Source organism: Streptomyces sp. NPDC059371 (assembly GCF_042751995.1).
In the GTDB taxonomy this organism is placed as follows: Bacteria; Actinomycetota; Actinomycetes; order Streptomycetales; family Streptomycetaceae; genus Streptomyces.
This window is the reverse complement of record NZ_JBHYXD010000043.1, coordinates 31,607-57,922: the sequence shown is the minus strand read 5'-3', so window position 1 is coordinate 57,922 and position 26,316 is coordinate 31,607. Positions and strand designations below refer to the sequence as shown.

General features: G+C 65.8%; 20 protein-coding genes. 14 read left to right on the top strand and 6 right to left on the bottom strand.

Annotated elements, in window-relative coordinates; genetic code table 11:
• The first annotated feature begins 157 nt into the window (after positions 1–157).
• Positions 158–2,128 (top strand): TIGR03960 family B12-binding radical SAM protein, encoded by a 1,971-nt coding sequence (locus tag ACFXGX_RS23590; RefSeq protein ID WP_384794572.1) that lies wholly within the window; start codon positions 158–160, stop codon positions 2,126–2,128.
• A gap of 607 nt (positions 2,129–2,735) precedes the next feature.
• On the opposite strand, the gene ACFXGX_RS23585 is transcribed toward ACFXGX_RS23590, so the two are convergent.
• Together ACFXGX_RS23585 and ACFXGX_RS23580 are read right to left on the bottom strand one after the other, a co-directional pair.
• Positions 2,736–3,098 carry a hypothetical protein gene (locus ACFXGX_RS23585; RefSeq protein ID WP_384794570.1) on the bottom strand — a complete coding sequence of 121 codons (363 nt, stop codon included), beginning with the start codon at positions 3,096–3,098 and terminating at the stop codon, positions 2,736–2,738.
• 647 nt (positions 3,099–3,745) lie between these two features.
• Positions 3,746–4,060 carry a hypothetical protein gene (locus tag ACFXGX_RS23580; protein ID WP_384794568.1) on the bottom strand — a complete coding sequence of 105 codons (315 nt, stop codon included), beginning with the start codon at positions 4,058–4,060 and terminating at the stop codon, positions 3,746–3,748.
• Positions 4,061–4,691: 631 nt separating this feature from the next.
• On the opposite strand from ACFXGX_RS23580, the gene ACFXGX_RS23575 reads away from it, so the two are divergent.
• Entirely contained in the window at positions 4,692–8,303 is a 3,612-nt protein-coding gene (locus tag ACFXGX_RS23575) for a hypothetical protein (protein ID WP_384794566.1), read from the top strand.
• Between the two features lie 144 nt (positions 8,304–8,447).
• Here the strand turns inward: ACFXGX_RS23575 and ACFXGX_RS23570 are convergent, their stop codons facing one another.
• Positions 8,448–9,677, bottom strand: coding sequence for a hypothetical protein (locus tag ACFXGX_RS23570; RefSeq protein ID WP_384794564.1), 1,230 nt, complete (start codon positions 9,675–9,677; stop codon positions 8,448–8,450).
• Positions 9,678–10,028: 351 nt separating this feature from the next.
• Here ACFXGX_RS23570 and ACFXGX_RS23565 point away from each other — a divergent pair, with 351 nt between their 5' ends.
• Positions 10,029–10,604: a hypothetical protein gene (locus ACFXGX_RS23565; protein WP_384794562.1), complete on the top strand. Its 576-nt coding sequence runs from the start codon at positions 10,029–10,031 to the stop codon at positions 10,602–10,604.
• Between the two features lie 149 nt (positions 10,605–10,753).
• Positions 10,754–11,668, top strand: coding sequence for a phosphotransferase enzyme family protein (locus tag ACFXGX_RS23560; RefSeq protein ID WP_384794560.1), 915 nt, complete (start codon positions 10,754–10,756; stop codon positions 11,666–11,668).
• Between the two features lie 3 nt (positions 11,669–11,671).
• Here ACFXGX_RS23560 and ACFXGX_RS23555 read toward each other — a convergent pair whose 3' ends face one another.
• Complete coding sequence (locus ACFXGX_RS23555) at positions 11,672–13,042, bottom strand: sporulation protein (RefSeq protein WP_384794558.1); 1,371 nt, start codon at positions 13,040–13,042, stop codon at positions 11,672–11,674.
• A 207-nt stretch (positions 13,043–13,249) separates the two neighbouring features.
• Between ACFXGX_RS23555 and ACFXGX_RS23550 the strand changes: the two genes are divergently transcribed.
• Both ACFXGX_RS23550 and ACFXGX_RS23545 read left to right on the top strand, forming a co-directional pair.
• Complete coding sequence (locus tag ACFXGX_RS23550) at positions 13,250–13,789, top strand: ATP-binding protein (protein WP_384794556.1); 540 nt, start codon at positions 13,250–13,252, stop codon at positions 13,787–13,789.
• Between the two features lie 326 nt (positions 13,790–14,115).
• The gene (locus ACFXGX_RS23545; protein WP_384794554.1) at positions 14,116–14,412 is read left to right on the top strand and encodes a hypothetical protein; all 297 of its coding nucleotides are present in this window, start codon (positions 14,116–14,118) and stop codon (positions 14,410–14,412) included.
• Positions 14,413–14,810: 398 nt separating this feature from the next.
• Here ACFXGX_RS23545 and ACFXGX_RS23540 read toward each other — a convergent pair whose 3' ends face one another.
• Positions 14,811–15,038 (bottom strand): hypothetical protein, encoded by a 228-nt coding sequence (locus ACFXGX_RS23540; protein ID WP_384794552.1) that lies wholly within the window; start codon positions 15,036–15,038, stop codon positions 14,811–14,813.
• A 57-nt stretch (positions 15,039–15,095) separates the two neighbouring features.
• Positions 15,096–15,851, bottom strand: coding sequence for a GntR family transcriptional regulator (locus tag ACFXGX_RS23535; protein WP_384794550.1), 756 nt, complete (start codon positions 15,849–15,851; stop codon positions 15,096–15,098).
• Between the two features lie 162 nt (positions 15,852–16,013).
• On the opposite strand from ACFXGX_RS23535, the gene ACFXGX_RS23530 reads away from it, so the two are divergent.
• The 8 genes from ACFXGX_RS23530 to ACFXGX_RS23495 form a co-directional block, all read left to right on the top strand.
• The gene (locus tag ACFXGX_RS23530) at positions 16,014–16,364 is read left to right on the top strand and encodes a hypothetical protein (RefSeq protein WP_376450468.1); all 351 of its coding nucleotides are present in this window, start codon (positions 16,014–16,016) and stop codon (positions 16,362–16,364) included.
• Positions 16,364–17,665 (top strand): FtsK/SpoIIIE domain-containing protein, encoded by a 1,302-nt coding sequence (locus tag ACFXGX_RS23525; protein ID WP_384794599.1) that lies wholly within the window; start codon positions 16,364–16,366, stop codon positions 17,663–17,665. Before ACFXGX_RS23530 ends, ACFXGX_RS23525 begins: the two co-directional genes overlap by 1 nt.
• Complete coding sequence (locus tag ACFXGX_RS23520; protein ID WP_384794548.1) at positions 17,662–17,859, top strand: hypothetical protein; 198 nt, start codon at positions 17,662–17,664, stop codon at positions 17,857–17,859. Before ACFXGX_RS23525 ends, ACFXGX_RS23520 begins: the two co-directional genes overlap by 4 nt.
• A 299-nt stretch (positions 17,860–18,158) precedes the next feature.
• A complete protein-coding gene (locus ACFXGX_RS23515; protein ID WP_384794597.1) occupies positions 18,159–19,514 on the top strand; it encodes a replication initiator in 1,356 nt (451 codons plus the stop codon).
• Positions 19,515–19,947: 433 nt separating this feature from the next.
• Positions 19,948–20,385, top strand: a complete 438-nt coding sequence (locus tag ACFXGX_RS23510) for a hypothetical protein (RefSeq protein WP_384794546.1) — start codon at positions 19,948–19,950, stop codon at positions 20,383–20,385.
• Between the two features lie 185 nt (positions 20,386–20,570).
• Positions 20,571–22,025: a hypothetical protein gene (locus tag ACFXGX_RS23505; protein ID WP_384794544.1), complete on the top strand. Its 1,455-nt coding sequence runs from the start codon at positions 20,571–20,573 to the stop codon at positions 22,023–22,025.
• Positions 22,022–22,969 carry an AAA family ATPase gene (locus ACFXGX_RS23500; RefSeq protein ID WP_384794542.1) on the top strand — a complete coding sequence of 316 codons (948 nt, stop codon included), beginning with the start codon at positions 22,022–22,024 and terminating at the stop codon, positions 22,967–22,969. The genes ACFXGX_RS23505 and ACFXGX_RS23500 overlap by 4 nt, the downstream gene beginning before the upstream one ends.
• Before the next feature lie 58 nt (positions 22,970–23,027).
• On the top strand, positions 23,028–26,316 hold a 3,289-nt coding region (locus ACFXGX_RS23495; RefSeq protein WP_384794595.1), incomplete at its 3' end, for an SAV_2336 N-terminal domain-related protein.

Sequence of the window (26,316 nt, the reverse complement as noted above, 5' to 3'; positions counted from 1 at the left end):
ACGTCAGACCGACCGCGGTATCGCGGCGGCGTCACCGCAGGCGGAGGCGGTGCCTGGAGGCTACCGGGGCCCGGCGCCCGTCCGGCGGTGCGGCGCGCCCTCCGGTCGCGTTACGCTAGATGGTCACCCCCACCATCAGCTCACGAAGGTTCGCGAGATGCCTGCCGAAACCGCCGTGTCGGTCTTCCCACAGCTCGAAGCTCTGCTCCCGCATGTGCAGAAGCCGATCCAGTACGTCGGCGGAGAGCTCAATTCCACGGTCAAGCCCTGGGAGTCGTGTGACGTCCGCTGGGCCCTGATGTACCCCGACGCCTACGAGGTCGGCCTGCCCAACCAGGGCGTCATGATCTTGTACGAGGTACTGAACGAGCGCGAGGGCGTCCTCGCCGAGCGCACGTACAGCGTCTGGCCGGACCTCGAGGAACTGATGCGCGAGCACCGGGTCCCCCAGTTCACCGTGGACAGCCACCGCCCGGTGAAGGCCTTCGACGTGTTCGGCCTGTCCTTCTCCACGGAGCTGGGCTACACCAACATGCTCACGGCCCTGGACCTGGCCGGCATCCCGCTGGAGTCCAGGAACCGCACGCTCGACGACCCGATCGTCCTCGCGGGCGGCCACGCGGCCTTCAACCCCGAGCCGATCGCCGACTTCATCGACGCCGCGATCATCGGTGACGGCGAGCAGGCCGTGCTCGACATGACGGAGATCATCCGCGCCTGGAAGGCGGAGGGCCGCCCGGGTGGCCGCGAGGAGGTCCTCTTCCGCCTGGCGAAGACGGGCAACGTCTACATCCCGGCGTTCTACGACGTCGAGTACCTCTCCGACGGCCGTATCGCCCGTGTCGTGCCCAACAAGTCGGGCGTCCCGTGGCGCGTTTCCAAGCACACGGTGATGGACCTCGACGAGTGGCCCTACCCGAAGCAGCCCCTCGTCCCCCTGGCCGAGACGGTCCACGAGCGCATGTCCGTGGAGATCTTCCGCGGCTGTACGCGCGGCTGCCGCTTCTGCCAGGCGGGCATGATCACCCGCCCGGTGCGCGAGCGCTCCATCACGGGCATCGGCGAGATGGTCGAGAAGGGCCTGAAGGCGACCGGCTTCGAGGAGGTGGGCCTGCTGTCCCTCTCCTCGGCCGACCACTCGGAGATCGGCGACATCGCCAAGGGCCTGGCCGACCGGTACGAAGAGGACAAGATCGGCCTCTCCCTCCCCTCGACCCGCGTGGACGCCTTCAACGTCGACCTCGCCAACGAGCTGACCCGCAACGGCCGGCGTTCGGGCCTGACCTTCGCCCCCGAGGGCGGCTCCGAGCGCATGCGCAAGGTCATCAACAAGATGGTCTCGGAAGAGGACCTGATCCGGACCGTCTCCACCGCCTACGGCAACGGCTGGCGCCAGGTGAAGCTGTACTTCATGTGCGGCCTGCCGACGGAGACGGACGAGGACGTCATGCAGATCGCCGACATGGCGATGAACGTGATCGCCGAGGGCCGCAAGGTCTCCGGCCAGAACGACATCCGCTGCACGGTGTCCATCGGCGGTTTCGTCCCCAAGCCGCACACCCCCTTCCAGTGGGCGCCGCAGCTCTCCGCCGAGGACACGGACGCCCGCCTCACGAAGCTGCGCGACAAGATCCGCGGCGACAAGAAGTACGGCCGCTCGATCGGCTTCCGGTACCACGACGGCAAGCCCGGCATCGTCGAGGGCCTGCTCTCGCGCGGCGACCGCCGCATCGGCTCCGTCATCCGCGCGGTCTACGAGGACGGCGGCCGCTTCGACGGCTGGCGCGAGCACTTCTCGTACGACCGCTGGATGGCCTGCGCCGACAAGGCCCTCGTCCCCTTCGGCGTCGACGTCGACTGGTACACCACCCGCGAGCGCACCTACGAGGAGGTCCTGCCCTGGGACCACCTGGACTCGGGCCTCGACAAGGACTGGCTCTGGGAGGACTGGCAGGACTCCCTCGACGAGACAGAGGTCGAGGACTGCCGCTGGACCCCGTGCTTCGACTGCGGGGTATGTCCTCAGATGGACACGGCCATACAAATCGGACCGACCGGCAAGAAGTTGCTGCCTCTGACGGTCAAGAACGCGGGTCCGACGCCGGCATCGAGCGGTCACTCTCACTGACGTGAGCGGGGCACTCGATCGAGTGATTGAGGCGCTGGCGGGAGCGAGCGAGGACGAGGTGACGGCTGCACTGTCTGCGGCGGGCGTCTCGATCCCTCGCCCACCAGCGCCACCAGCACCCCTCAGGACGCCCCTGCCGGGCCCTGGGCCTTCACTGCACATCGTTTCCGAGGTGGAGTGGGTCTGAGGCCTGTACCGGCTTGTGCGTGACTGTATGAACTTGCGAGCCCCCTTTCCTGATTGGGAAGGGGGCTCGTTGGCGTTCGATGGTCCGTGAGTTCGTGGGATTGGCGTCGTGGAGGCCCTCACATGGTTGAGTGACGAGCTGCTCTACGTCATCGAGCCGCGCCCCGCTCCGCGTGACGCTCCTGTCTTCGGCGCTCTACGTGTGGGCTGCGCCGAGGCGTGGTCCTGGGCGACTTTCAGCGAGCATCAGACCCGAACGGCGTTTGAGGGATTCATCTGGTTAGGAATACTCACCAGTACGATGGGTTTGGGATCTGAATTCACGGTGGCTCGCGCCCTGGCCACGTTCAAGATCGCTGACTAGGTTGACTCACTTGCACGCGCCAAGCACGCCGCTGAGTGATCGATCAGTAGTCAGCACCTACTCCAAGGGCTGCCACTTACGGAAGAACCGAACGCTGTCGGTGTCAGAATCGAGCCGCTCCAGCGGCGGTTCACTCTCAACGCCGAACTCCTCCAAGCTGATGCGAATTCTCATGGCTTGACCTTTGCTCATTCGGCGTTTCCCGTTCCGGGTGATCTGTTGTATCACCCCTTCGTCGCTGGTAGTACCCCCATCGGTGCCGGGGTAGTTGCCAGCCATCCACTCCTGGGCAAGGCAATAGTGGTGGGCCTCGCGGTAAAGGTCAGTGACGGCACGACGCGTCATCATGATCGAATCGTCTTTGGCGAGGCGATCACGGATGACGTCGCGAAGTCGGACTACAGCTCGGTCAATAGGCATGCCACTTCCTTCAGAGTTTTAGGCCAAGAACTTTCTAACGCGCACTAATTAAAGAACCCTCCGGCCTTCGACGTCAAGGAGAGCGCATTAACCTCTCACGGGGGCATCATTGCTGCAGGTCAGTCGGGGTGTCCGATTTAACTTGGCGCTAAAATGTCGCGCTGTGCATTGTTTAATAATCGTGATCGAGTGTTGAATAGCTCCCGGTTAATTTCGTGGGGCTTTTATTTCGGACGTTGTTGGGGAGGGGGCACCGTCCCGGAACGGGGTGCCAGGCGCTGGAGCCACCCGGCACGCGGCTGTGTCCGACGAGTCCCGACGGACATGGGCAGCCCGCAGCAGTGATGCACACGGTGCGGATGCAAGGGCGAGGGCTCCAGCTGGCTGAAGCGATCGAACTCCTAAGGCGGTGGTCGACGATGCGTGGCGCGATTTTGAGTGAAAAGGTGCCCGTAGATAGACACGGCCATACAAATCGGCCTGACCGGCAAGAAGCTGCTGCCTCTGACGGTCAAGAACGCGGGTCCGACGCCGGCATCGAGCGGTCACTCTCACTGACGTGAGCGGGGCACTCGATCGGGTGATGGAGGCGCTGGCGGGGGCTAGTGCTGTGACCGCATCGGTTCACCGGGTTGCGGCGCGAGCCATCACGGGGTCCCGGCGACGGTCGGCCGTCGGTGGCCGCACTCGATCTCAGTACCTATGACATCCGCGACGTAGCCGTGACTCCCGTTGAAATGCACGGTCACCGAGCCTGGCCGGTAGTCAACCTGGAAGGGCTCGTTGCCATGTGTCGTCCCCGACCATGGATCACCTTCCTCAGATCCGAACGTCCAGACCACGAAGGTTTCACCAGGTACCAGCCAGTGATCACTTCCGTACGGCTCAAGGACCAGCTCCAGCAAGTCTTCACCGTTGTTCCGAACTCTCAGCCGCGCCACTGGCGCCTCATCAACTGCCACCAACCCTCCGTTCTCAACGATGCCGCATCCTAAGGAACAGTAGCCGGGGGCTGCCCGCCCGAACCGGTGAACCTATGCGGTCAAAGCACTAGAGGGAGTACGGCCCCGGTCTTCGCAACACGTCGAGCGCTGTGAGAGAGGCGTCGGGCATCCTGGGTGCTGCACTCGGTGTTGAGTGGCTTCGGCGGGGTGGAAATGGGGGCAGGGATGTCACATCTGAGGCGATGGACGATCACAGTGGCGACAGCGGCCCTGGTGTTTGGGGTGTGCTTGTGGGCGGCTCGGTCGGTGTCATTCGACTGGATGCCTGACGCAGAGGCCGACCGGTGGGTAGTGGCAACCGCCTTCGCCACAGTGGTGGCCACTGTGGCTGCTGGCGCGGTCGGCTGGTGGGCAGGACGCGATGAGCCTGCCCCGTCTCTACCATCGATGGAACGCACGGTTTCACAGCGGGCCACAGCCTCCGGCCATGGCCGGTCGGTGCAGGTCGGCGGGAGCCAGTACACGCCCCACGCACCCTTGTCTGCCTCCGTCGCCAGTGAGCCGGAGAAGGTGAAACAGGAGGCGGAGGTGTCCGACGATGCGTCCGTTACCCAAGTCGGCGGCGACCAGTACAAAGGATCGCGAGATAATGAGTAACAACGACGCCGGTGACCGGATCTCCCAGCAAGCCACCGCATCTGACCAGGGGCGAATCAACCAGGTTGGGCGCGACCAGTACAACACAGTCATCGTGTGGAGACCGGGTGGCGGGACCGCGCCAGCACCTCGGACGCTGTCGACCTGGGAGGAGTACGCCGATCGGCTCGGCGCGTCAGTACCGGGAATGGCTGCGCCCTTGGTGGGGCGTGAAGCCGAACTCACGGAGCTCAAGGCGGCGCTGATTGACGAGGAAAGTGCGTCGCGGGTAGTCGTTGTGGAGGGGGCCGGCGGGGTCGGCAAAACACGCCTGGCGATCGAGGCTTCGAAATCGGTTGCGTCTGTCCTGGTGGCGCCGACTGGCGTAGCACTGCCAGTCGAGGCTTTCGCCCAGGTCCCGGTCGATGTTCCCCTAGTAGTGATCGTCGACGACGCCGATCGCAGCCCGGACCTGACCGGAGTGTCGGCGCTCGTCAACGACTCACAATTCAACCGCGTTCGTCTTGTTATGACGATGCGGCCTGGCCGACGCGCGCCCACGCTTCGGCGTTGCGGTTTGGAGCGTTCAGCCGGTCCAACAATTGAGCTACGTGCGCTGGACAGGACGACCGTTGACACGATTGTCACTGGCCGAGGCATAGAGAACCTGCCGTTTCGGCTGAGTGTCATCAATCTCGCTCAGGGTAATCCGCTGATTGCTCATTTGGCCTGCGAAAGAGCTCTGGCCGCCGACAAATTCGATTGGTCGGACGCGGCTTCCCTGCTCCGTGACATGGCCGACGATCGCCTGCCTGCTGACGACACCAATGATGAGCACCGGGCAGCTGCGGTTGCTCTCGCGCTTCTCGGGACTGTAAGTGATGGGGATGGCCTAGCGCAGCTGGCTGGTGCTGTGTCGACACTTCCACCAGAGCCACATCGGCTCTCCACTTTGCTGGACGATCTTGCTGACGCAGGACTAGCCGACGCTCCGCCCTACACCCTGCGCCCTGCCCTGCTCGGCCCGGTCCTCCTCAAAGATGCCCTGGATCCCCGAGCCAGAGTACGGCTCAACATCGGTAGCGCGTTGCAGCAACTGGTGAGCAACGCGGGGCTTGATCAGGCCGGGAGTAGTGGTCTTGACCGCGGACTGCAGCTGGAAATAGCAGCTGCACGACTCGGGCCCCAGCTGAACGTACTAGCCCAGGCCGTGAATGACCGGGCCGACGCTGAAGCAGCCGCGCGGCTGGCCAGTCTTGTCTGGGAACTCTTGCCGGCAGACGCTGACCTGGGAGGCTGGGCAGCCATTGTCGGGCTGGCCAGTGAGGCTGCGCCAGCTGCTCCCGGAATTCTCGCCGAACTCTATGAACGTCTTGTCACGCAATGGCCATTGCAGCCGTCGCCTCGGCGCTGGGGCGGTGACCTGGATGCGCATCAACGGTATGAGTTGCTTCGACTTGGCCAGCGATTCGCCGGTCTCGCCGCACGTACCGATCTCGAAACCATGCCCAGCCCGGTGCACATCCTGCTGGACGTAGCTTGGCTTATAGAGCCAGATCTCCCCCTGGAGGGCTTGGACAGAGACACTGAGATCCTGCGCCCGATAGAGCACTGGTGTTCCGCCTCACCTCATGCCCTCCCTGCGCAGTTCAACATATTGTTTGAACGGCGTCGTGAAGTTCTGCGTGCCCTCGCCCAGTGGTACACGGACCGTACCCTGCACCCACCGCAAGGGTTGGCAGCGGCCGAAGCTGCGATCCGCACCCCAGCCACCGTCGCCCGTGTGCTCCTAGCCGCCTTGCGTCCCCTACTCCGCTTGACCGTGGAGAGCACCACCGCGGGCAGCCCCGACTCAGCAAGCGTGATAACCCTTCACACTCTCGTCCTGCCTGACCGCCAGGAGACCGGCGCTGGCCTCAACGACGCACTCAGCCTTCTGGGATCGCTCCTGGATGAACCCGCCCTTCGCGCACCGGAGAATTTGCCGGTCCTGCATACCCTTGTCGGGCTGCCCGGCCAGCTACGCGGTGAGGGGGCCATTCCGCTGCCAGGCTCAAGCACTCCGATGCCGGCGTATGCAATAGCCGTACTGGACACCGCCGCCAGCGCGTTCACCCAGCAGATCGCCGCCCGCTGGAGTGACTTTCCGTTGTCCGTGCGGCGCAGTGCTGCCCAGGCAGTGCTGGGGCCAGACCCGCGCCCTGGTTCATTGGCTGACGCCGCAGCCATCGGAGATCCAGTGGCCTCAGCGGCCGTCTCTGACGGTGCTTTGGCAAGCCTCTTGGTACTGCAGCCCCTCCATACGGACGTTTCCTGGGGCGATGCAGTTGATCAGCAGCATCGTGCTGCCGAGGAGTTGGGTACCAAGATGACCACAGCGGACGCGCTGAGACTGCTGGATGAGGCGGGCCCGGGCGTCGTGGGCATTGAAGTCACCGTGCTGCCGGTTTTTGCCCGTGCAGTGGGTTCTGCCGCAGCTGATCCGCTCCCTGTGCTTGATCGTCTCGGCCGAAGTGGCCTGCCAGGTGAAGGCGAGTTGCTGGCTGGACTCGCCCAAAGACACACGGACGAAGTGTGGGCATGGATAGCCGGACGTACCGCCGATCCACGCCTGGTTGATGCAGCCCTCAACCTGGTCGATGAGCATCCAACACGTGAGGCCCGGCTTCTTGCGGCGATCATGGGATCCGTTGTCTCGGCGCCGACGTCGGGTGACGACTCTGCGCTTCGCCTGACCACGAGTCTCACCTGGCATCTCGTCAGGTGTCGACAACAGCGGCCAGCGCAAAGGCTGTCTCTCTTGGTTACCCTCGGTAATCGGTGCCCTGCTGGCGCTCTTTCGGTTGTAGTGCAGGCTCTCGGACATGTTCTCGCGGAGGCGCGAACCGATGGCACCTGTCTCGATGACATCGCAGGCAGCCAAGTAGCTGATGTGCTGAGTCGTCGGCTCAAGGAAGCCGACTCGTCTTCCAGATCTGCTGACTTTGACGAAATGACAGCCTACGGAGCTACCGAGATCGCCTTGACTCTGCCGGACGCTTTCGCTGCCGTCGCAGTTGAACGACTGCTGGCCAATGACGGTCGCTGGGGTCTGCCACTGGCTTGGAAACGCTCCTTGAGTCGTCGATTGACATTGCCGGCCCGCGAGCAGTTGGCCTGCGCCTTTCATGCCTTGATGGATCAGGCCCGAACCGTGGCCCCGTACAGCGCTCGGGTCGAGATGTCGGCAACGGAGACGCTGACCCTGTTGGGCGAAGGAACAGAGCTATGGACCGGCCTTGTCAGGCAATGGTCTGTGGGGCCGCAGGATAAACGGCAACTGGCTGCAATCGCGGTCCGAAACTCGTGGCACGACCCTGCCTGGGCCGGAGTCGTTTCAGCGATCCTGAGCGCAGGCGTGGATGCCGCAAGCAGGAGTGCTCTCCTAGCAGGCATCGCCTACCCAGATACCACCCGCCAACTTTCTGACGCCCTGCAACGCCGACGTGAAGTTCTCAGTCCACTGCTCACTGATCCAAGCTCACGTGTGCGAAGCTTCGCAGCCGATGTCTTGGGCTGCCTTGACACCCTGGAAGAGCGAGACAGCAGAGAGGAAGACCAGGAACAGCGCGGGTACCGAAGCTGACCCCATAGGCAGGTCATCAGCCAACATCCGAGCCGCAAATGGCCCTGCAGTCACCGGAGTTGGTCGAGGTGACTTTCCATGTATTTCCAGGCCTCAGCTGATGAGTCGACCGCCGACTGTAGCTCAGTGGCGGCCCGTTTACACTCACAGCGCATTCAACAGTAGCCGCTTGCTTGCTTCTTGAGCCGCTTCGACGGTGCCTGCAGTGAATAGCAGTTCTTCATCTGGAACAAACAAGCTCATCCGCCCGAATCCATTGATCTGCATTTCGGTTCCGTGAAGCCTTCCTTGATGCACGGTTTTGGAACGCTGAGGGTATGACTTCATGAGGTACATTGCCTGCTCCTCGTCCAAAACCCCGTGAATGGTGTCTTCGAAGCGCTGACGACTGCTGAGTACCATGCTGCACTCTGGGCATTTTTCGGGATTCTTGTTGATCTGGGCGATCGTCTCAACGGCTGCGGTGAAACATACCAGAGCCATAGATGGGTGATCTCGCTTCAGCGTCAATCCTTCCTGGTGCATTAGTAGTGCATTCGCCCATCGCGGAGTCTCTGCCATGATTCGTTCAGCGTTCGCAATCCAGCTGGGAATAGTAATCGGCCTGCTGCCGTCGCGCATTGTTTCGTCGGTAACAGGGCGCCATGAGTGGCCCTGGAGGTGGGAACGTTCCTGGGAAAGGTTGGAATCGTGGGGGCCTTCGCGCACGAGCCATGGACTGTCCCAAGCGAGTGAAAGGGCTGCACTGATTCTCCGCAGTCGCGCCAGTGTGGCCACTTCCCCATCTCTGCGCCACGTGTAACAAGAGGTTGATCCGCGCACCTCTATAGGCCAATGGGAGAATTGCCCCACTGTTACTCCGTGGCCGCTCATAGGAATCAGAGCATCTTCAGACACGCCACTAGTAAGTGATGCGAAGGATAGATCGCCAATAGTCGTATCCCCATCAAGGCGCTGGCCATTCAGTGTGTGCGGGTCGGGCTGGTTCTGGGATAGAATTGCGATCCAGCGCTCTTTATTACGCGTACCAATGCGCGCGATGGCTGCTTCGATTCCCCCGCGCCACATTGCGATGTCTTCTTGGCGCTGCTCTCTTTGGCCAGCCAAAGAGAGGTGCAAGCCATCCGTGTGATTCGCTACCCACAGGCGAGGGAATTCGCGACCATCGGATGAATTGAGCTTCCACTCATCTATCCGCCCGAGTCCGAGATCCATGCGAGTCTGGCTACTGTGGCCATGATTGAATTCTTGAAACATGAATTCGAAGAGGTGGTGAATGAACTCATCTTTATCTGAGTCTGGGATCGCTACGTTCTCAAGCTGTGGAAGCTGTCCCACCCAGTGAGGCATCCAAGCCTCAGAAATATTCGCCATATTCCCACTCTAGAGCGAAGCATCTTTTGTCACCACCACTTTTGGTGAAGGGTGTTCCGCCTTCGCGTGACGGGGCCCCGGAGGATGCTCTCGCCGCGCTGTTGTCGTCGATCGAGACGGATCGTGGCGACAAGGCCGTTGCCGGACTGGCGCGCAGCGCGATGGCGCCACTGGAGCTTTGACGGGGTGATGATGGGTGGGCTGACCCAGGTCAGGTCGTCTGATGAGGGCCGAAGGCGCGTGAGAAGCAGGTGAGTGGATCATGCTGCTCAGCGATGGTCGTGCACGCGTGTTTGACGAGTTGCAGCTCAGCTCTACCCCGACTGCCGTCGACACGGCAAGCTTTGTTCCATGGATCAGGGGGTCGCTGCTGTCTGGGCTGCTGGCTTGGCGGGATTCGCGAGCGCTGCGGGAGCTGCTGTTGGGGCAGGGATGGCAGCCCGTGGGGCTCAGGTTCAGCTGCTTCAGCAAAACGAGTTGGACAAGGAACGCAAGGACGACGAGCGGCGGCGTCAACATGATGAGTGGCGCCGCCAAAACTGCTTAGCCTTCCAAGCGAAGTTGGGGGAAGCGGTCGATGCGCTAGATGAGTTGATCTATGCCCTTAGTGACGGGCAGCAGCTAAGCGAAGTGCGCGACAAACTGCGTAAAGCGGAAGGTGCGGTACTCCGAGGGCACTACGATCTTGTCGTGGTGTGTGAGGTGGCGGAGCTTGAACGTATCTCTGGTACAGCCCTCAGGTGGCTTGAGCAGGCACTCTTCGCCATAGATGCTCTTCGGCGGGATCCGGTGCACGTGACGGATCCTGATTCACCGTTGAAACTACGCTGGCTTGATCAGCGACGAGGTCTGCTAGGTGCTTACGAGATGTTCTCCAAAGCGCTTCCCCAAATACTGTCCACTGCCAGTTACCCCCTTCCAGGCTGAGGGCTTGGCGAAGTCTGCTGTCTCGCGGTCCACGCCCTCGTCTCGATCGCGCTGGGCTGGGTACGTTCGGAGTCGTGTCTGGTGCGCGCGGGTTGGTCACCCGTAGACGTGTGCCGGTTGATCGCGCGACTAGGGGAGCTGGTGCGGGCATGGCGGTTGACGCTGCTCGGTCTGAAGAGGGGTTCACTTCGGCGGGGGCGACGCGGGTGATGGTTGCTGCGTGCCGGGCTGCTGGGCTCGATGACAGAGATGCGGAGTTGATCCGTCTCGGAGAGAACGCGTTGTTCCGGCTGGCGTCCGTACCGGTGATCGTGCGGGTGGCCCGCGGGGAAGAGTGGTTGCCGAAGTCGCGGAACGAGGTGGCTGTGGCGCGGTGGCTGGCGGCGGAAGGGTTTCCCGCTGCACGGGTCGTTGAGGATCTGGAGCAGCCGCTCGTGGTCGACGGGCACCCTGTGACGTTCTGGCATCTGATCGAGGAGGGGGACCGCAAGGCAACGTACGGGGAGCTGGGCGTGATCCTGAGGGACCTGCACTCCTTGACTCTGCCGGCCGGCTTGGAGCTGCCGCCGTTCGATCCCTTTGATAAGCAGGAGTTGCGGCTCGACCGGGCGGTGATTCCTGGGGATGACAAGGTCTTCCTGCGGAAGCGGTGGCGGGAGCTGCGGGACAAGTTCGAAGAGCTGCGGTTCGAGACGCCTAAGGGGCCGGTCCACGGTGATGCTCACGTGCAGAACCTCATGGTGGACGACCAAGGGTGCGTGATCCTGATCGACTTCGAGGCCTTCTGCTTCGATCATCCTGAGTGGGACCTGATGGTCACCGCAGTCGAGCATCACAGTCTTGGCTGGCAGACCGACGAGCAGTACGCCGACTTCGTCAGGGCCTACGGGCGGGATCTGTACGAGTGGCACGGGTACGAGACGCTGCGTGGGTTGCAGGAGTTCGGCATGACGACGTGGCTGATGCAGAACGTGCAGGAAGACGAGCGGACGGCCGCTGAGTATCGCCGCCGCATAGCTGGGCTGCGCAATGACGACGGGCCTCGGGATTGGCGTCCCTGGTAGCGGCTACTCGTCGTCCAAGCGGGCGAGGGCGTCGTGCACCTGGTTGTTGAAGGCGGCCACGATCGGGTTCGCCGCGTGGACGCTGACTTCGGCTTGGAAGTCGGTCACGTAGCGCTGGAAGCGGGAGGACTGGAGTGTGTCTCCGCCGTCCACGGCCAGACTGGCTGTCGTGACGGCGGCTTCCAGTTCACCGTTCAGCAGGTGGCTTTGGGCGAGCACCATGCGGCAGAACCCCAGGGTGCGGGCGTACTTCGGGTCGGTTTGATCGACTGCGCGTTGCGCTGCCTCGACGGATTCGCGGCGCATCTTGAGGTCGCGGAAGCAGTGGCAGAGTTCGCCCATGAGTTCCGCGGAGTCGAAGTAGTCGAGCCACGAGGGGTCGTCGGCGGTGTCGGCGTGCTCGAAGTGGCGTTCGGCTTCGTTCATCGCCCGGCCGGCGCCGATCGGGTCTCCTCCGTTGGCCAGGGCGCGGGCTTCCATGGCTGAGTAGTTCGCCATGGCCCGCGGCGTGGCCCTGCCCTTGGCGCCTTCGACGGCGGCGCGCGCGAGCTGGATGGCCTGGGCGTGGTTGCCCAGGTAGTTCGCCTGGTGGCTGAGGTTGCCGAGGATCCGGGCGCCGAACATGCGGTCGTCGATGACCTGGGACAGGCGCAGTGTCGACGTCAGGTAGCGGTGGGCGAGACGCTGGTTTCCGGTGTCGTACGCGGTCCACGCGAGCAGCTGCGAGACCTCGGCGGCGGCGCCGAATAACGCGGTGCCGACCTTCTCGCTGTAGCTGGCCCCCAAGAGCGGTAAGACCTCCTGGCGGAAGTAGTGGCGGAGGGCCCGGTGACCGTGGCCTCCGCCGTACTTGAAGTCGAGCTGCATGAACATGCCGGCCGCGTCTCGGACGGCGCGCACGTCCCGCATGCCGATGCGTTGGTGAGCGGGCCTGTCGGCCTCGACGCCGTCGGGGCGCGCGATCATCCATGACAGGACCGCCGAGTTGAGATCGGTGTCCGCGACCGCCAGGTCGTCGGGTGTGACGGCTTCAACCCGCTCGTCGGCGAGTCCGTCGAGCATGGACAGCACGCCGGACACGGTGCCCGGGTACCCGATCGGCTGCGGCGTCGCCTGCCGGAGCTGGGCGAAGAATCCGAGGTCGGCCGGTGTGATGCGGCGGTTCAGCTTGGAACTGAGAACGTCCGCCATGATGGCCGCCGTCTGGGGCTGGATGCCCGCGCCGTCTCGCCACCGCTGTACGGCGACGTGTGTCGTCCCGAGACTCGTTCCGCGCTGGGCAGCGGCGTCCTGCATCCGCTTGGCGAGTCCCTTGTTGGAGACGTTCGCTTCGGTCATGACCGCGATCAACTGTGCGTTCGGCTCTCGGCTCATGCTCCCCTGCCAACCCGAGAATGACAGCGAGCATTCATCGTGGCACAGAGCTATGACATTGGGGGGTTCATCAGTGAACCCCCTTTGCATTTGCCGGTGTTCACGTGAACCCCCTGGTGAACGCTCCCGGTTCTACCGCCCGCGCCGTTCACTGTTCTGCACGGAGCGACGGGCTACAGGGCTCGTCGGCAGTCGGCAGGGGACGCAATGGACGTTCGGCAGAGCAAACGCAGAGCGAACATCCCGCGGGCGGTCTCGCTGCGTGACGCGGCGCAGGATCCCTCGGCGGGACACTTCCGGGCGCTGACGCTCTTCGACGAGTCCGCCGGCACCGCGTGCGCCGCACGCAACATGGTGGGCGCCTGCCTCCAGGACTGGGGGCTCGGCCACATGGTCGACGATGGCCGGCTCGTTGTCTCGGAGCTGGTCGGCAACGTCGTACACCACGCAGTGCCGGACGATTGCCTGACCCAACCCGGTGCCGCCCGGCGGATCGATGTGCTCGTGAAGGCGTGGCCCGGGTGGCTGTTCATCGGCGTCGCTGACGAGGACTCGACTCCGCCCGATCTTCCGGCCCGGGAGTTCGTCTCGCCGGAGCTGGTGGGTGACTTCTCCGAGGCGTTGCTGCCAGACCAGGGGCGGGGGCTGCTGATCATTCAGCGACTGGCCGACGCGGTGTGGTGGTCGCCAAAGGGCCCCGGAGGCAAGACCGTGTGGGTCCGCTTCGACCTCGACAGCGCTACGTAGAGATCTCCGGGCCGCACGCCTGTCCACTCTCACGCGATCGGGAGTGAGCGGCGGTCCGGACGCCGGCCGGAGTCTGACCCTCTTCGGCCGTACGGGGCGCGGCTCCTCGGACCATCCCGGGAGCTCCCCTCCCGAGCTGAGGGGCCGTGCTTCACAACCTCATACCGAGACCGGACCACCCCCGCGCCGGGAAGCAACCGGGGTGGTCCGGGAGGGGACGCAGCGGTCCCCGGTGCCTGATGGTACCGGGGCCGCTGCGCTGCGCATCTGCCCTGAAGAAAAGAGAGTTGACGATCCGTTACTAGATCAGGGCAGAGGTGGGCAAGGTGACTGGCTCGGATGAGGACTGGCTGAGAGACGGTCTCGACTTCGAGGGCGCGGACCGTGGTTTGTGGGTGTCCGGCGTCGACTACATCGCGGGCTGGCGTGCGGCGCGGGATGCTGCGGACCGGCTCAACCGGGCGCTGCTCGGGGCAGGGTTCGAGCTGTCGCAGGTGCGGGCTGTTGCCTCGACGGACGAGAGCGGGCGGGGCGTCGTGCGGGTGGCGGGCCGGCTCGATGCGGTGGACCGGCTTTCCGTGCTCCTGGAGGGGATCTCGGGCGGCGACGGCGGTGCGCCGTGAGGCGTCCTCTTGCTGGTGAGTGGCGCGCGTGGGCACGTCGTCGGTCGCTGAGACTTTGGACGGTAGCTGCCATGGGGCGAGTGAACAGGGGGCCTTACGCTGGCCCGGCGAATCGGGCAGGTACTGGACCTGCCCGCTGGTGTGCCCGATGGGCCCCCTGTTCTTCGAGGCTCGCCCCATGGGAGCTGTCTAAAGTCTCGGTGGCCGACGATCCCCAGCCCCGTGGGCCCCGGCCCGCTCCGGTGGGTGGATGCTTCGACTCCTTGGGCGTGCTGTGGTGCGGGCAGTCGGGCGACCGGACGGGACCGGCGGTCACGCCGCACGCCCGGCCGGGGCGGCCGGGCTGCCCGGCGCGCCGCAGGCGCGCCCTTGAGGAAGTGAAGACTGTTTCGACCGATCTACGGTTCCGGGTCGGTCTTCGGCTCGAAGCGGCGGGCGTGTGCTGCGGCGCGCAGCAGCGATTGGGCGACTCGCTCGGCGTCATCGGCCGACAGGTAGATCTCTTGGGTGAACAGCACGGCCAGCCGAACTGTGCCGTCCAGGGCGTTGGTTGCGACGTCGACCTGGACCCCGTTGCCCGTCACGTCGTAGACCTCAAGGTCCAGATCGCTTCTGAATGCGCTCATGTCCTGAGCATGCGTCACGGGGTGCGCAGGTGTTCCTGTGCGGGTGCGTCGTGCGGGCTACTCGCCGGCGTCGATCCGGTAGGTGAGTTCGGTGCGGGCTGCTCCGATGTGGAGTTCTTCGAGGATCAGGGCCTGGTCGTCGGTGCCGCAGGTGACGCGGGAGACGTGCAGGACCGGGGTCGCGTCGGGCAGGCGCAGCGTGGTGCGTTCGTCGGGCAGCGGCATGCGGGCCCGTACCGACTCCGACCACCACAGCTCGTGGCCGGCCGCCGTGAGCATGGCGTAGATCGCGGCGGGGGCGGCGTCCGGCCTCTTGCCGAGATCGGATACGGCTTCGACGGTGGCGAAAGGGATCAGTGTCCGGAGCATCGCGCGGGCTCCGGTGTCCGGGTCTGCGAGCAGCTGGTCGCAGCCGAACAGGGCCTCTCCCACCTGGAGTCCAAGCAGTTGGGCCGTGGCTTCGGTGGTGTGGGTGCGGTAGGTGTGCGGTTCCTCGGCCTGCTGCCACACGGCGACGCCGTACAGCCGGAAATGCCCGGCCGGTGTCCTGCCGATGTGGCGGGAGATCGCGATGGCGGGGCCGCCGGCGGAGCGGACGAAGCTGCCCTTGCCGTGGTGGACGTCGATGAGGCCTTCCGCGCGCAGTGCGGCGACGGCGTTGCGGACGGTGGGGCGCGAGACCTTGTAGCGCTCCATGAGCTGGGCCTCGGAGGGGAGCGGGCCTCCGGGTTCGTATTCGCCGGTCAGGATCGCTTCGCGGATCGCGGCGGCGACCTGCTGGTAGAGGGCTCCGGGGCGCTGGATCTCTGTCATCTCGGCATCTCCGGGTGAGGTCGTAGGCACGTCGCACGCGCGACATCACTCGTCAGCATAAGTAGTTGCACCCTCGCCGTACAGAGCCGCATAGTCGTCACTCGTAAGGACAAGTGACGTCCGAATGTGTCGGACGTCCCGATTGGCCAAGGAGGCCATGCAATGCAGTCCATTCCCGTGGACACGGCACGACTGGGCGTACTGCGGTGCGCCATCGCACCGGAAGCGAAGATCAGCAACTTCGAGACACAGGAGGTGAAGAGGGACCGGGACGGCAACCCGGTCTGGACCGTCGCCGTCACCGTGCGGCAGGACGGACGACGGATTTCCGTCATCGAGATCGCCGTAACCGGACAGCCCAAAGGCATCGACGAAGGGCAGATCGTCAAGGTCACCGGACTGACCGCGTTCATGTGGTCGATGGGCGACCGGCACGGCGTCAGCTTCCGGGCCGACGCGATCACCCCGGTGCCCGGCAGCCCGGCGGCACACGCGAAGGGCGGTGACGCGTGATGGGGCCGATCCTGCTCGCCCTCGCACTCGCCGTCCTGGCCTGGCTGCTCGTCGTCGGTGACCTGCTGCGCCGGCACCGTCCGGCTTGGCACTGGTACCTCGCCGGATACCCGGTCACCGCGTGCCGGGTGGTGTTGACCTGGCGCAAGGTCGCCCTGCTCAACGACCTTTCCGTCTCCCACCGTCCGTCGCGCGGGCTTCTCGGGGACCTGGTCGTCAAGGGCGATCCGCTACGGCCGCTCACCCCGCGGCGCTCCTTCCCCAGGGCGAACCGCCTCGGCCTGACCGTGGCCGTGCACCTGCACGCGGGCCAGACCCCTGCGACGTACATGAAGGCGGCGGACGCGCTGGTGCACGCATGGAAGGTGCACGCGGTACGGGTCACCTCCCCGGAACGGGGCCTGGTGCTGCTGACCGCGACGGCCACGGATCCGTTGGAGCGGCCGGGCTTAGCCACGGCCCCGGCCGAACTGCTCTCCGCGCTCATCGGTGTCCTGGAGAGCGGCGGAGCCTGGGTGATGAACCTGCGCGTGGTGCCGCACTGGCTGGTCGTCGGGGCCACCCGGTCGGGCAAGTCCACGCTGCTGGCACGGCTGATCACCCAACTCGCCACTCAGCGGATTGCCCTGGTCGGGATCGACTGCAAGGGCGGCATGGAGCTGGGCCTGTTCGCCGGGCGGCTGAGCGCGCTGGCCACCTGCCGACGTGAGGCCGTTGCCGTGCTCTCGGCCCTGGTGGTCGACATGCAAGAACGGATGAGTGCGTGCCGCACGGCCGGGGCGCGCTCGATCTGGGAGCTCCCGGAGAAGCTGCGGCCCGTACCCGTGGTGGTGATCGTCGACGAGATCGCGGAGCTGTACCTCTCCGACGGCACCCGGGAGGGCAAGGCCGAGGCGGAACAGTGCTCCACGCTCCTGCTCCGCATCGCGCAGCTCGGAGCCGCGCTCGGCATCCACTTAGTGGTCGCCGGCCAGCGAGTCGGCTCCGACCTCGGCCGCGGCGTCACCGCACTTCGCGCCCAGCTCGGCGGCCGTATCTGCCACCGCGTCAACGACCCCGGCACAGCCGAAATGGCCCTGGGTGACCTGAACAAGGACGCCGTGATCGTCGCCCAGTCGATCAGCGCACAGGAACGGGGCGTGGCCGTGTGCACCGGGCCCGACGGCGGATGGAGCCGCGCCCGCTCCCACCTCACCCCCACGGATGAGGCCGTGTCCGTCACGCGCAAGTACGCCGGTATGACCCCCGACCTGCCGGGCCTCGCGGCAGCGCTCGCGGCCCTGGAAGGAGAGGACAAGTGATCAGCGCCGGTACGGCCGTGTCCCTCGTGCTGCTCTTCGGGGTCATCACCTTCCTCCTCGTCCGCTCCCGCGACGTACGGATCTGGGAAGCGGCCTGCATCGCCCTGTTCGGCATGTACCTCGGCCAGACCCCGGTCAGCCTCACCATCAACGGCTTCATGACCTGGATCCTCACCGGCTTCGCCCACTTCTGATCAGGAAGGACGCACGGCTATGCCTATGCCTCGCGTGAGGTGCCCGCACTGCAAGGGCGACGGAGCCCGCAAGACCTGGACCGGACGGACACGGCGCTGCCGCGTCTGCCGGGGCACCGGAACCATCCGCTGACCTGGCCACCCCCAGCCCAACCACGCAAGGGAGCAATCCCCATGACCGACAGCGCGCCACCAACCACCACCCGTGCCGCCTCGGCGGCCCACCCCGGAAGGCCACCACCATCACCCCGGAACTCACCCCGGCTGACAGGCGCGCCGATCTCGACCGCGCGGCGCGCCTGCGTCAGCTCCCCGAAGCAGACCGCGATGCCATCCGCATCGCCCAGGACCCGAAGTTCCCCCGCTGGCTGGATCAGGTAACCGCTACCGGCGGCTGCGCCCACCCCGTCCACCTCTCCGGCTCCACCACCACCCTGGACGGTGCGACCGGCGAGATCCTCCAGCACTACGACACCCGCGACGAACCCGGCGAACGCCTCCTCGTCCGCTGCCGCAACCGCCGCGCAACCGTCTGCCCGGCATGCTCCCGCCTCCACGCAGGCGACACCTTCCACTTGGTCCGCGCCGGTCTCCTCGGCGGCAAGAACGTCCCCGAATCGGTCCGCCATCGACCTCGGCTCTTCATCACCCTCACCGCCCCGTCTTTCGGCCCGGTCCACCGTGCCGGAGAGCAGTGCCGCCCCCGCCGTGATGGCGGAACCTGCGAGCACGGACGCACCGTCGGCTGCGGGACGGTGCACGCCTCAGATGCGTCGGTCGTCGGGCAGCCGTTGTGCCCGGACTGCTACGACTACACAGCCCACGTGCTGTGGCACGCGCACGCCTCCAAGCTGTGGGACCGATTCGTCATCGACGTCCGCCGCCGTCTCGCCTCCTCCGCGGGCCTCGTTCAGTCCCACTTCGCCCGGCACGCCCGGCTGTCCTTCGCCCGCGTCGCCGAGTACCAGAAGCGCGCGGCCGTCCACGTGCACGCCGTCGTACGCCTCGACGGTCCCAACGCCTGGGACGACGACCCTCCGGCCTGGGGCACCGTGGAACTCCTCAGCCGTGCTGTGCGGGCATCTGCCTTCAGGGTCATGGTCCGCACGACCTACAGCCCCGCCGTGGGTGAGTTGACGCTGCGCTGGGGAGTCCAAATCGACGCTCGGCCACTGTTGGCAGTCGGCGACGGTCCGGACGACGACGCGGTTGCCGCGTATGTCGCCAAGTACGTCACCAAAGGTGCGAGCGACACAGGCGTCGGCACCGACTACCCAGTCACAAGCCGTGGCGGCATCGCGGCTGCACCCGTAAGCGATCACGTTCGTACGCTGATGCGTACCTGTTGGAGCCTGGGCGGCCTCCCCGAATACGAACCCCTCCGCCTTCGGGCTTGGGCGCACACCCTCGGCTACCGCGGCCACATCCTCACCAAGTCCCGCGCCTACTCGACCACGTACGCAGTGCTGCGCGCCGAACGCGCTCGTCACGCGGGCTATGTCGACATGCCCGACGCGATCACCGAACGGCAGTGGCGGTATGTCGGCTCCGGCCACACCCCCGGTGCGGCCCTCATCGCGGCCAGCGTTGCCGATGGCCTCGCGGAGTCTCGACGCCTTGCCGTGGAGGCGCAACGAGAGGGGGAACGGCGCTGACGACCAAGCGCGGTTCTCAGCACGTCAGCCCTTTGCCCTTGCTGGGGGACAGCGACGGCAACACAGCCACCATGATCGAAAGCGAGATTGTGATCGTGGACGACGACGGGACGGAGGAACCGTTTGACACGGCGTCGTGGCCCTCAGCGGGAGAGCCTGGGGGGCTGCTTGCTGGCCGACATTAGTCAACCTGGACAGCGGTCACGCCATTAGGCGAGCTCAGTGAACCAGCACTGTAGCCCGACGGGCCGATGCTCAAGAAGCCGAGCTATCTGATCAGGACTTCCTGCAACTCAATGCGTAGCGCGCCATCCGCTCTATGTATGCATGCGCCTACGCGCAGGACTGGGGATCTTCCGCAGTTCCCCCTCGGCTGATGACGTGGGGCGCTAGTGTCGAGGGGAGAAATGTGCGTTCGGGGATGGGGCCTTGAATGTCTGCTGGTGTCCGCCGCGTGCTGGCCTGGATTGTGGGCGGGGTGTGCCTCACCGCCATCGTGGGGCTGGTGGCCGTAGCCGTACTCGACCTGGACGAGGGAGATCGCACAGCCAGCGTGGTCGGGGCCGTGGTAGCCGTGATCGGACTGGCGTTGTCGGTGATCATCTTGCTGATGACCCCAGCAGGCGGTACTCAGAGCGCCAACGTCGTCCGCGCGCAAGGTCGCGGGGCACTTGCTGCCGGACGCTCGGTACAGGGCAACGCTATCGGGAAGGGTGCCAAGGTCACCATTGCGCCCACACCGCCTCCTGCGCCACCGGCCGGAGCCGCCCCGCCTGCCGGGAGACGTGATGTCACCGCACGCGGTGAAGGTGCGGTGAGCGCGGGCGAGGACATCGTCGACAACGCGATCGGGGAGGATAGCGAGCGTTGACGCGTATGTCCTGGTGGCGCCTCTTCGGCCGCGGTGGTTCCCGCAGCAGCCAGGTGAGGGAAGAATCGTCAGCGGGTGTTGCCAACGCGCTGGCACGCGTTCCGTTCACGCCCGATTCTGCAGTGCCAAGCCAGCGCCAGCGAGTCTCCGCGCGAGGCGAGGGAGCCACGGGCGTCGGACGCGACATGCAAGGCAATGCCTTCGGCGAGGGCAGCAGCGTTAACTACATTGGACAGCAGATCGTGGTGAAGCTGCTCCAGAACGACACATCGGCGTTGCCCCCCGACGTCCAGCGTGCCAGGGGCAGGACGAACGTGGTCGGGGCCATCGGTGCCAGTGAAGTGCGTGAAGCCATGGCGGCCTGGCGCCCCGAAACATCCGTCCCTGCTACCGTCTCATTCGCTCAACTCGTGACCTGGCAGCGTGAACTTGCCCTCGACACGCAGTCGGGAGACGCGACGGGTCGCATGGCCTGTGCTGTCGCGGGGCTGATGGAATGCGCGGTGACGACAGAGTTCCTCGCCGAGATGTTCCCCGGGGTGCTAACGAGCGAGCGGTTGCGCACTGCCGCTCGCCTTGCCGGCCTGCCAGCTGGCGTGCTGGCTGCCGACCCGCTGCAGGACGTATTGGAATACGCAGTCTTTGAGGCCCAGCCGTACGCCGCAGCCCCCGGAGCGGTCCTCGCCAGGATCGTGGCTGCACTCGCCTTCTTGGCCGGGACAGACCGCGCGGACACGCGGCTCGCACAGTGGGCCATTGGACGGGGCCTACTTGTCCAACTCGGTGACGCTCTGACGGAGTTCGCGCGTCCCACACCCGCTTTGCGGCTTGTGATCAGCCTCGCCGACGTGCGCGAGGGGGGGTGGGGCGATGCAGAGTACTGGCTCACACGCGACGGAGCGGTAATCAAGACCGGGGAACCGTTCCCTCTCGCACACGAACGCGCCAGGCTCGTGGCGGCGATCAAGACTGCTCTGGCTTGGGCACGGAAGAACCTGGGCGAGGGCGAGACCCTGAACCACGTCGATATCGCCGCTCCTGTCAGTCTTCTCACCGACCTCATGAGTGGGACATGGGCCCTGGAGGATGAGTCGGTCGGAGTGTTTACGCTTGGCGCCCGGCACTCCCTCTTGATGCGGTGGAGCGGCCGGCTGGGACCCGATCCCGCTGTGCCCTGCGTCACGGACATCGCCGAAATCAACGACGCGGCGCGCAAGGCTCTCCAGGAGATGTCCGATTGCACGGAACCGGTGATCTGGCTCGATCCTGGCCTCTTCCTTCCTGGGGCCGAGGAGAACCTGCTGCATCAACTCGCCACCGGTCGGATGGGTGCGGCCGTCGGCTTCGACGAACGCACCGATCTTGCCCGCGCGCTTACCACCCTGCTGCCCTACGCGCCCATCGTCGTCTGGCCTCGCCCTGGTGCCTCGGCCCCGGACGTGGCATTCCGCACTCGCGTGCGCACCTACTGGCACCGTCAGCCCCAGGACTTTGCCGACGCCTACCGCAAACACAGGACCGACCACGTCCCCGACCAGTGTCTGTGCGACTTGCACGCCGTCTCACACGACAAGACCTGGCTGGACTTCTGCCAACTGATTACCAACCGCACGGTAGCCGCGCCGGAGGAGAAGCTGTGAACTGGATGCCCTACTACCGAGGCGATGGTCAACGGCGCAACACCGAACTCGCCCCGCCACCGCCGTGGCGAACGTTCCCCCGCGAGTCGCAGCACGCGCAGTACCGTCCCCCTCCCGGAATGGTCGAGGCGGTCAACGCCGCCCTCCACCTCCGTCGTCCGCTTCTCATCACCGGCCCGGCCGGGTCCGGGAAGTCCAGCGTGATCGATCAGGTCGCCCACGAGATGGGCCTCGGCCGAGTCCTGCGCTGGCACATCACCTCGCGCAGCAATCTGACTGAGGCGCTCTATCGCTACGACGCCTTGGGCCGTATTCACGCCCAGAACCTGCGACAGGCCCACGGAGACACCGACCAACCCCACCACCAGCGGGACGACATCAGTCCCTTCCTCCAACTTGGCCCGCTCGGCACAGCGCTCCTGCCGACGAACCGCCCTCGCGCACTGCTCATCGACGAGATCGACAAGAGCGACCTGGATCTGCCCAGCGACCTGCTTGAAGCACTGGAGAGCGGCGAGTACGAGATCCCGGAGCTTGTGCGCTTCCGCGAGGCAAAGGTGAAGGTGCGCCAGTGGGCGAGCCGCGAGACACACCAGATCACCCACGGCCTGGTGCGGTGTACCGAGTTCCCATTCATCGTGATGACCAGCAACGGCGACCGTGACTTTCCGCCTGCGTTCCTTCGACGCTGCATTCGCTTCACGATGCCTCGACTCGACGCCGAGGCGCTCACCGACATCGTGAGCGCCCATCTGCGGCAGCCAGCCGATGCCAGGGCTGCTGAGTTGATCGATCAGTTCGCCACCCGCATTGCCCAGGGTGAGCACCTTGCCGTGGACCAACTCCTCAACGCCGTCGGACTTCTAATGTCCGCCGACGGGCCCGGCGGCACGCAAGCGGACCGGCTGCGCACTCTCCTGCTGCGAGAACTCGCCCGTGACTGAAGCCCTGGCGCGCGTCCTCGCCGCTGTCCGCACCGTCGTCGCAGACGCTGACGCACAGATGCTCGCCGACGCGGCCTGGCTTGCCGCCGCCCGCACAGCACACTCGCCGCCTCGAGAGACGCCGGACTCTGAGGACACACACACCCCGGAACGCCCCACGACGAACCCGCCAGTCACCAGCAACGTCGGAGCGCCACCCCCGTCCACCTCCACCCCCAAAACCCTGCCCGTGTCCGCCAGGGACGCCGATGGCACCCCGGTCCGGGGCGTGCCACTGTCCCTGGAGCGACCCAGCGCGCTGCCTGACGCCTTGGCGCTGGGCCGGGCGCTCCGTCCATTCCGCCGGCCCTGGCCCCAAGGCCTGCGCAGCAGACTCGACATCGACGCGACCGTGGATCACTACGCCCGCAGCGGCACCCTGCTGCCGGTCTTCACTCCAGCCCCCGAGCGGTGGTTCGAGGTCGTCATCGTCATGGATACCTCCCTGACCATGACGTTGTGGGAGGACCTGGCACAGGCGCTGACCCGTGTCTTGCGCGACCTGGGTGCCTTCCGCGCCGTCTACACCTGGCCTCTCACCTGGCACGATAAGGCGCCGAAACTTCACGACCACAGCGGACACGTCATTCCCGTGCACCGAGCGGCTCAGCACAGCAATAGCCCCCGGGGCAGGCGCCTGATCCTGGTCCTCACAGACTGCGCGGCGCCCGGATGGCGCCAGGACGCGCCATGGCGCATGCTCCGCGCCTGGGGGCACGCTGCTCCCGTCGCCCTTGTTGATCCCCTTCCCCGACGTCTGTGGCACCGGTCTGCGCTGAATCACCCGCATTGTCAGGTGGTCGCTCCGTATTCGGCTGCTCCCAACGCCGCCCTGCGCCTCACTGGCAGCACATCCACGGCGCACAGTGGCCCAGGGCAGGTGCTGCCCGTACTGACATGCACTCCGAACGCCCTCCGGGCATGGGCGCGGACCGTGATATGGGCGGACCCGAACGGCTGCGATGCGGTCGTCGTGCCCGACGGCAACCACCAGCCCCGCAGCCGTCATGGCGCCGAGGCTCCCGGCCTCGAGGTGATGGCAGACTCCTTCGTCCGCACGGCCCCACCCGGCGCGGTCCGGCTGGCTGTTCTCGGGTCCGCGCTGGACAGCCTCACCGTCGCGATGCTCAAAGTCCTCCGAGAGCGGGTCGTGCCCGAAGCCCGAATGTCCGACCTCGCCGAGGTTCTCTCCAGCGGATTACTCAACGTCTCGCGAAAGGCAGGACATGATCCCCTCCTGGCCTTCATCCCTGGCGCTAGCAAACGCCTGCGTCAGGAGCTGACCCGACGAGACGTTCGCCTCGTCCATCAGGCCATGAGCGCGCATCTCTCCGACCATCCGTACGCGCCGTACGGCATCCAAGCGGTCCTGCACACCGCAGGCGCCCCAGGCGAACTGGCTGCTGATCTCGCACCGTTCGCGCAGGCCGGTGACACCGCGCTGCGACTGCTGGGGATTAACACCACAGCAGCCGAGGTGGCCATCGTGGAACCGACGGCGGACGAAGAGGCGGGCGCGGCCGTGAAGGCGCAGAGCGGAACGCCAGCCCTAGATGAGCGGAACCCTGCCAAAACCGAGTTGTCCGCTTCCCGGCAGGTGGCGAGCGATCGCGCACACAACGCCCCAGAACGTGGGCGCGGACTCCTGCGACGACTCCAGAACTACTTCCGTCCGGAGTCCGCTCCCTCGCTCGGGCCCCAAGGCAGCGCCGTGACGACGGCGACCGGCACCGCCATCGCCTCGGGTGGCGGGATCGCCGTGTCGGGAAACCTCACTGGCAATATCGCGCCGTCGCCTTCTGTTTACCGGGACCGTGACCGGACTGCTCTCGTGGGCGTCCTACCAGCCCGCGCCTCCACATTTCAGTCCCGCCCTCACCTTCGCGAGGGGATCGAACAACTCTGGGCCAGCCAAGGCACGCTTGTGCTCGTCGGTGGCGGTGGTAACGGCAAGACACAGCTGGCTGGAGAATACGCACGTCAAGCACTGGCCGCTGGCGAGGTGGACGTGCTGGTGTGGATCACGGCAAACACCCAGTACGACATCGTGTCAGGTTATGCCCGAGCTGCGTGGCAGATCCTGAGCGTGCCTCCCGAAGATCCGCAGGAAGCCGCCCAGGCGTTCCTGGCATGGTTGGAGCCCAATGCCGGGGCTAGGCCGTCCCGGTGGCTGGTGGTACTGGACGACGTCACCGACCCCGCTGAACTAAATGGACTCTGGCCACCGTCGAGCCCACACGGCCGGACCCTGCTGACTACCCGGTGCCGAGATGCGATGCTGACCGGTGAGAGCCGCCGCAGCATCGAAGTTGGTCTGTTTACCGAGGCCGAGGCTGTTGACTATCTGACCAAGGTTCTCGCCGCCGACGAACGTACCGACTCGGCCGACGAACTGGCTGCTCTGGCCGTAGAGCTAGGATGCCTGCCGCTGGCCTTGTCCCAGGCTGCCGCCTACCTCGTCGATGCCGCGGAGAGCGCTGCGGCCTACCGGGCGCGACTGGCCGACCGCACCACCGCGCTGGCGGATACTGCGCCCGACGTTCTGCCTGACGGCCAGAGCGCTGCCTTGGCCGCCACCTGGTCCCTGTCCCTTGAACGCGCCGACGTACTCCGCCCGGCTGGTCTGGCCCGTCCCATGCTCCAGCTCGCGTCGTTCCTGGATCCCAACGGGATCCCCATCCAGGTGCTGATCAGCGAGCCTTCTTTGATCCACCTCACCACTCACCGCATCGCAACGGTGCGGGGCGCAGTTGACGCCGAAACGTACTCACACGACGCGTTCGGTGCCCTGAGGGCCTTGCACCGTCTCAGCCTCATCCATCACGATGTTGATCCGAATCTGAACCAGGTCCGGGTACATCAACTGGTTCAGCGTGCCACCCGCGATGGCCTCGGCGTCGACGAGCGTCACGGCGTCGCACGCGCCGCCGCCGACGCGCTGACCACAGTGTGGCCCGAGGTCGAGCGTGACCCGACTTTCGCCCAGATGCTGCGTGCCAACGCCGCCGCCCTCACAGCCTGCGCCAGCGACGCGCTGTACTGGCCCGACATTCACGCCGTACTCTTCCGCGCCGGACGAAGCCTCGGCGACGCCGGCCAAGTCATCGCAGCCCGAGTCCACTTCGAGCAATTGGTCGCAACAGCAACCGCCCGTTTTGACCTCCGAGACCGTCCCGACACCCTCACCGCCCGCGCCAATCTCGCCTTCTGGTGGGGGGAGGCAGGAGACCCGGCGGGAGCTGTCGACTCCTTCGCGGAACTGTTGGTGGACCAGCTGCGTGTACTAGGCCCGGACCATCCCGACACCT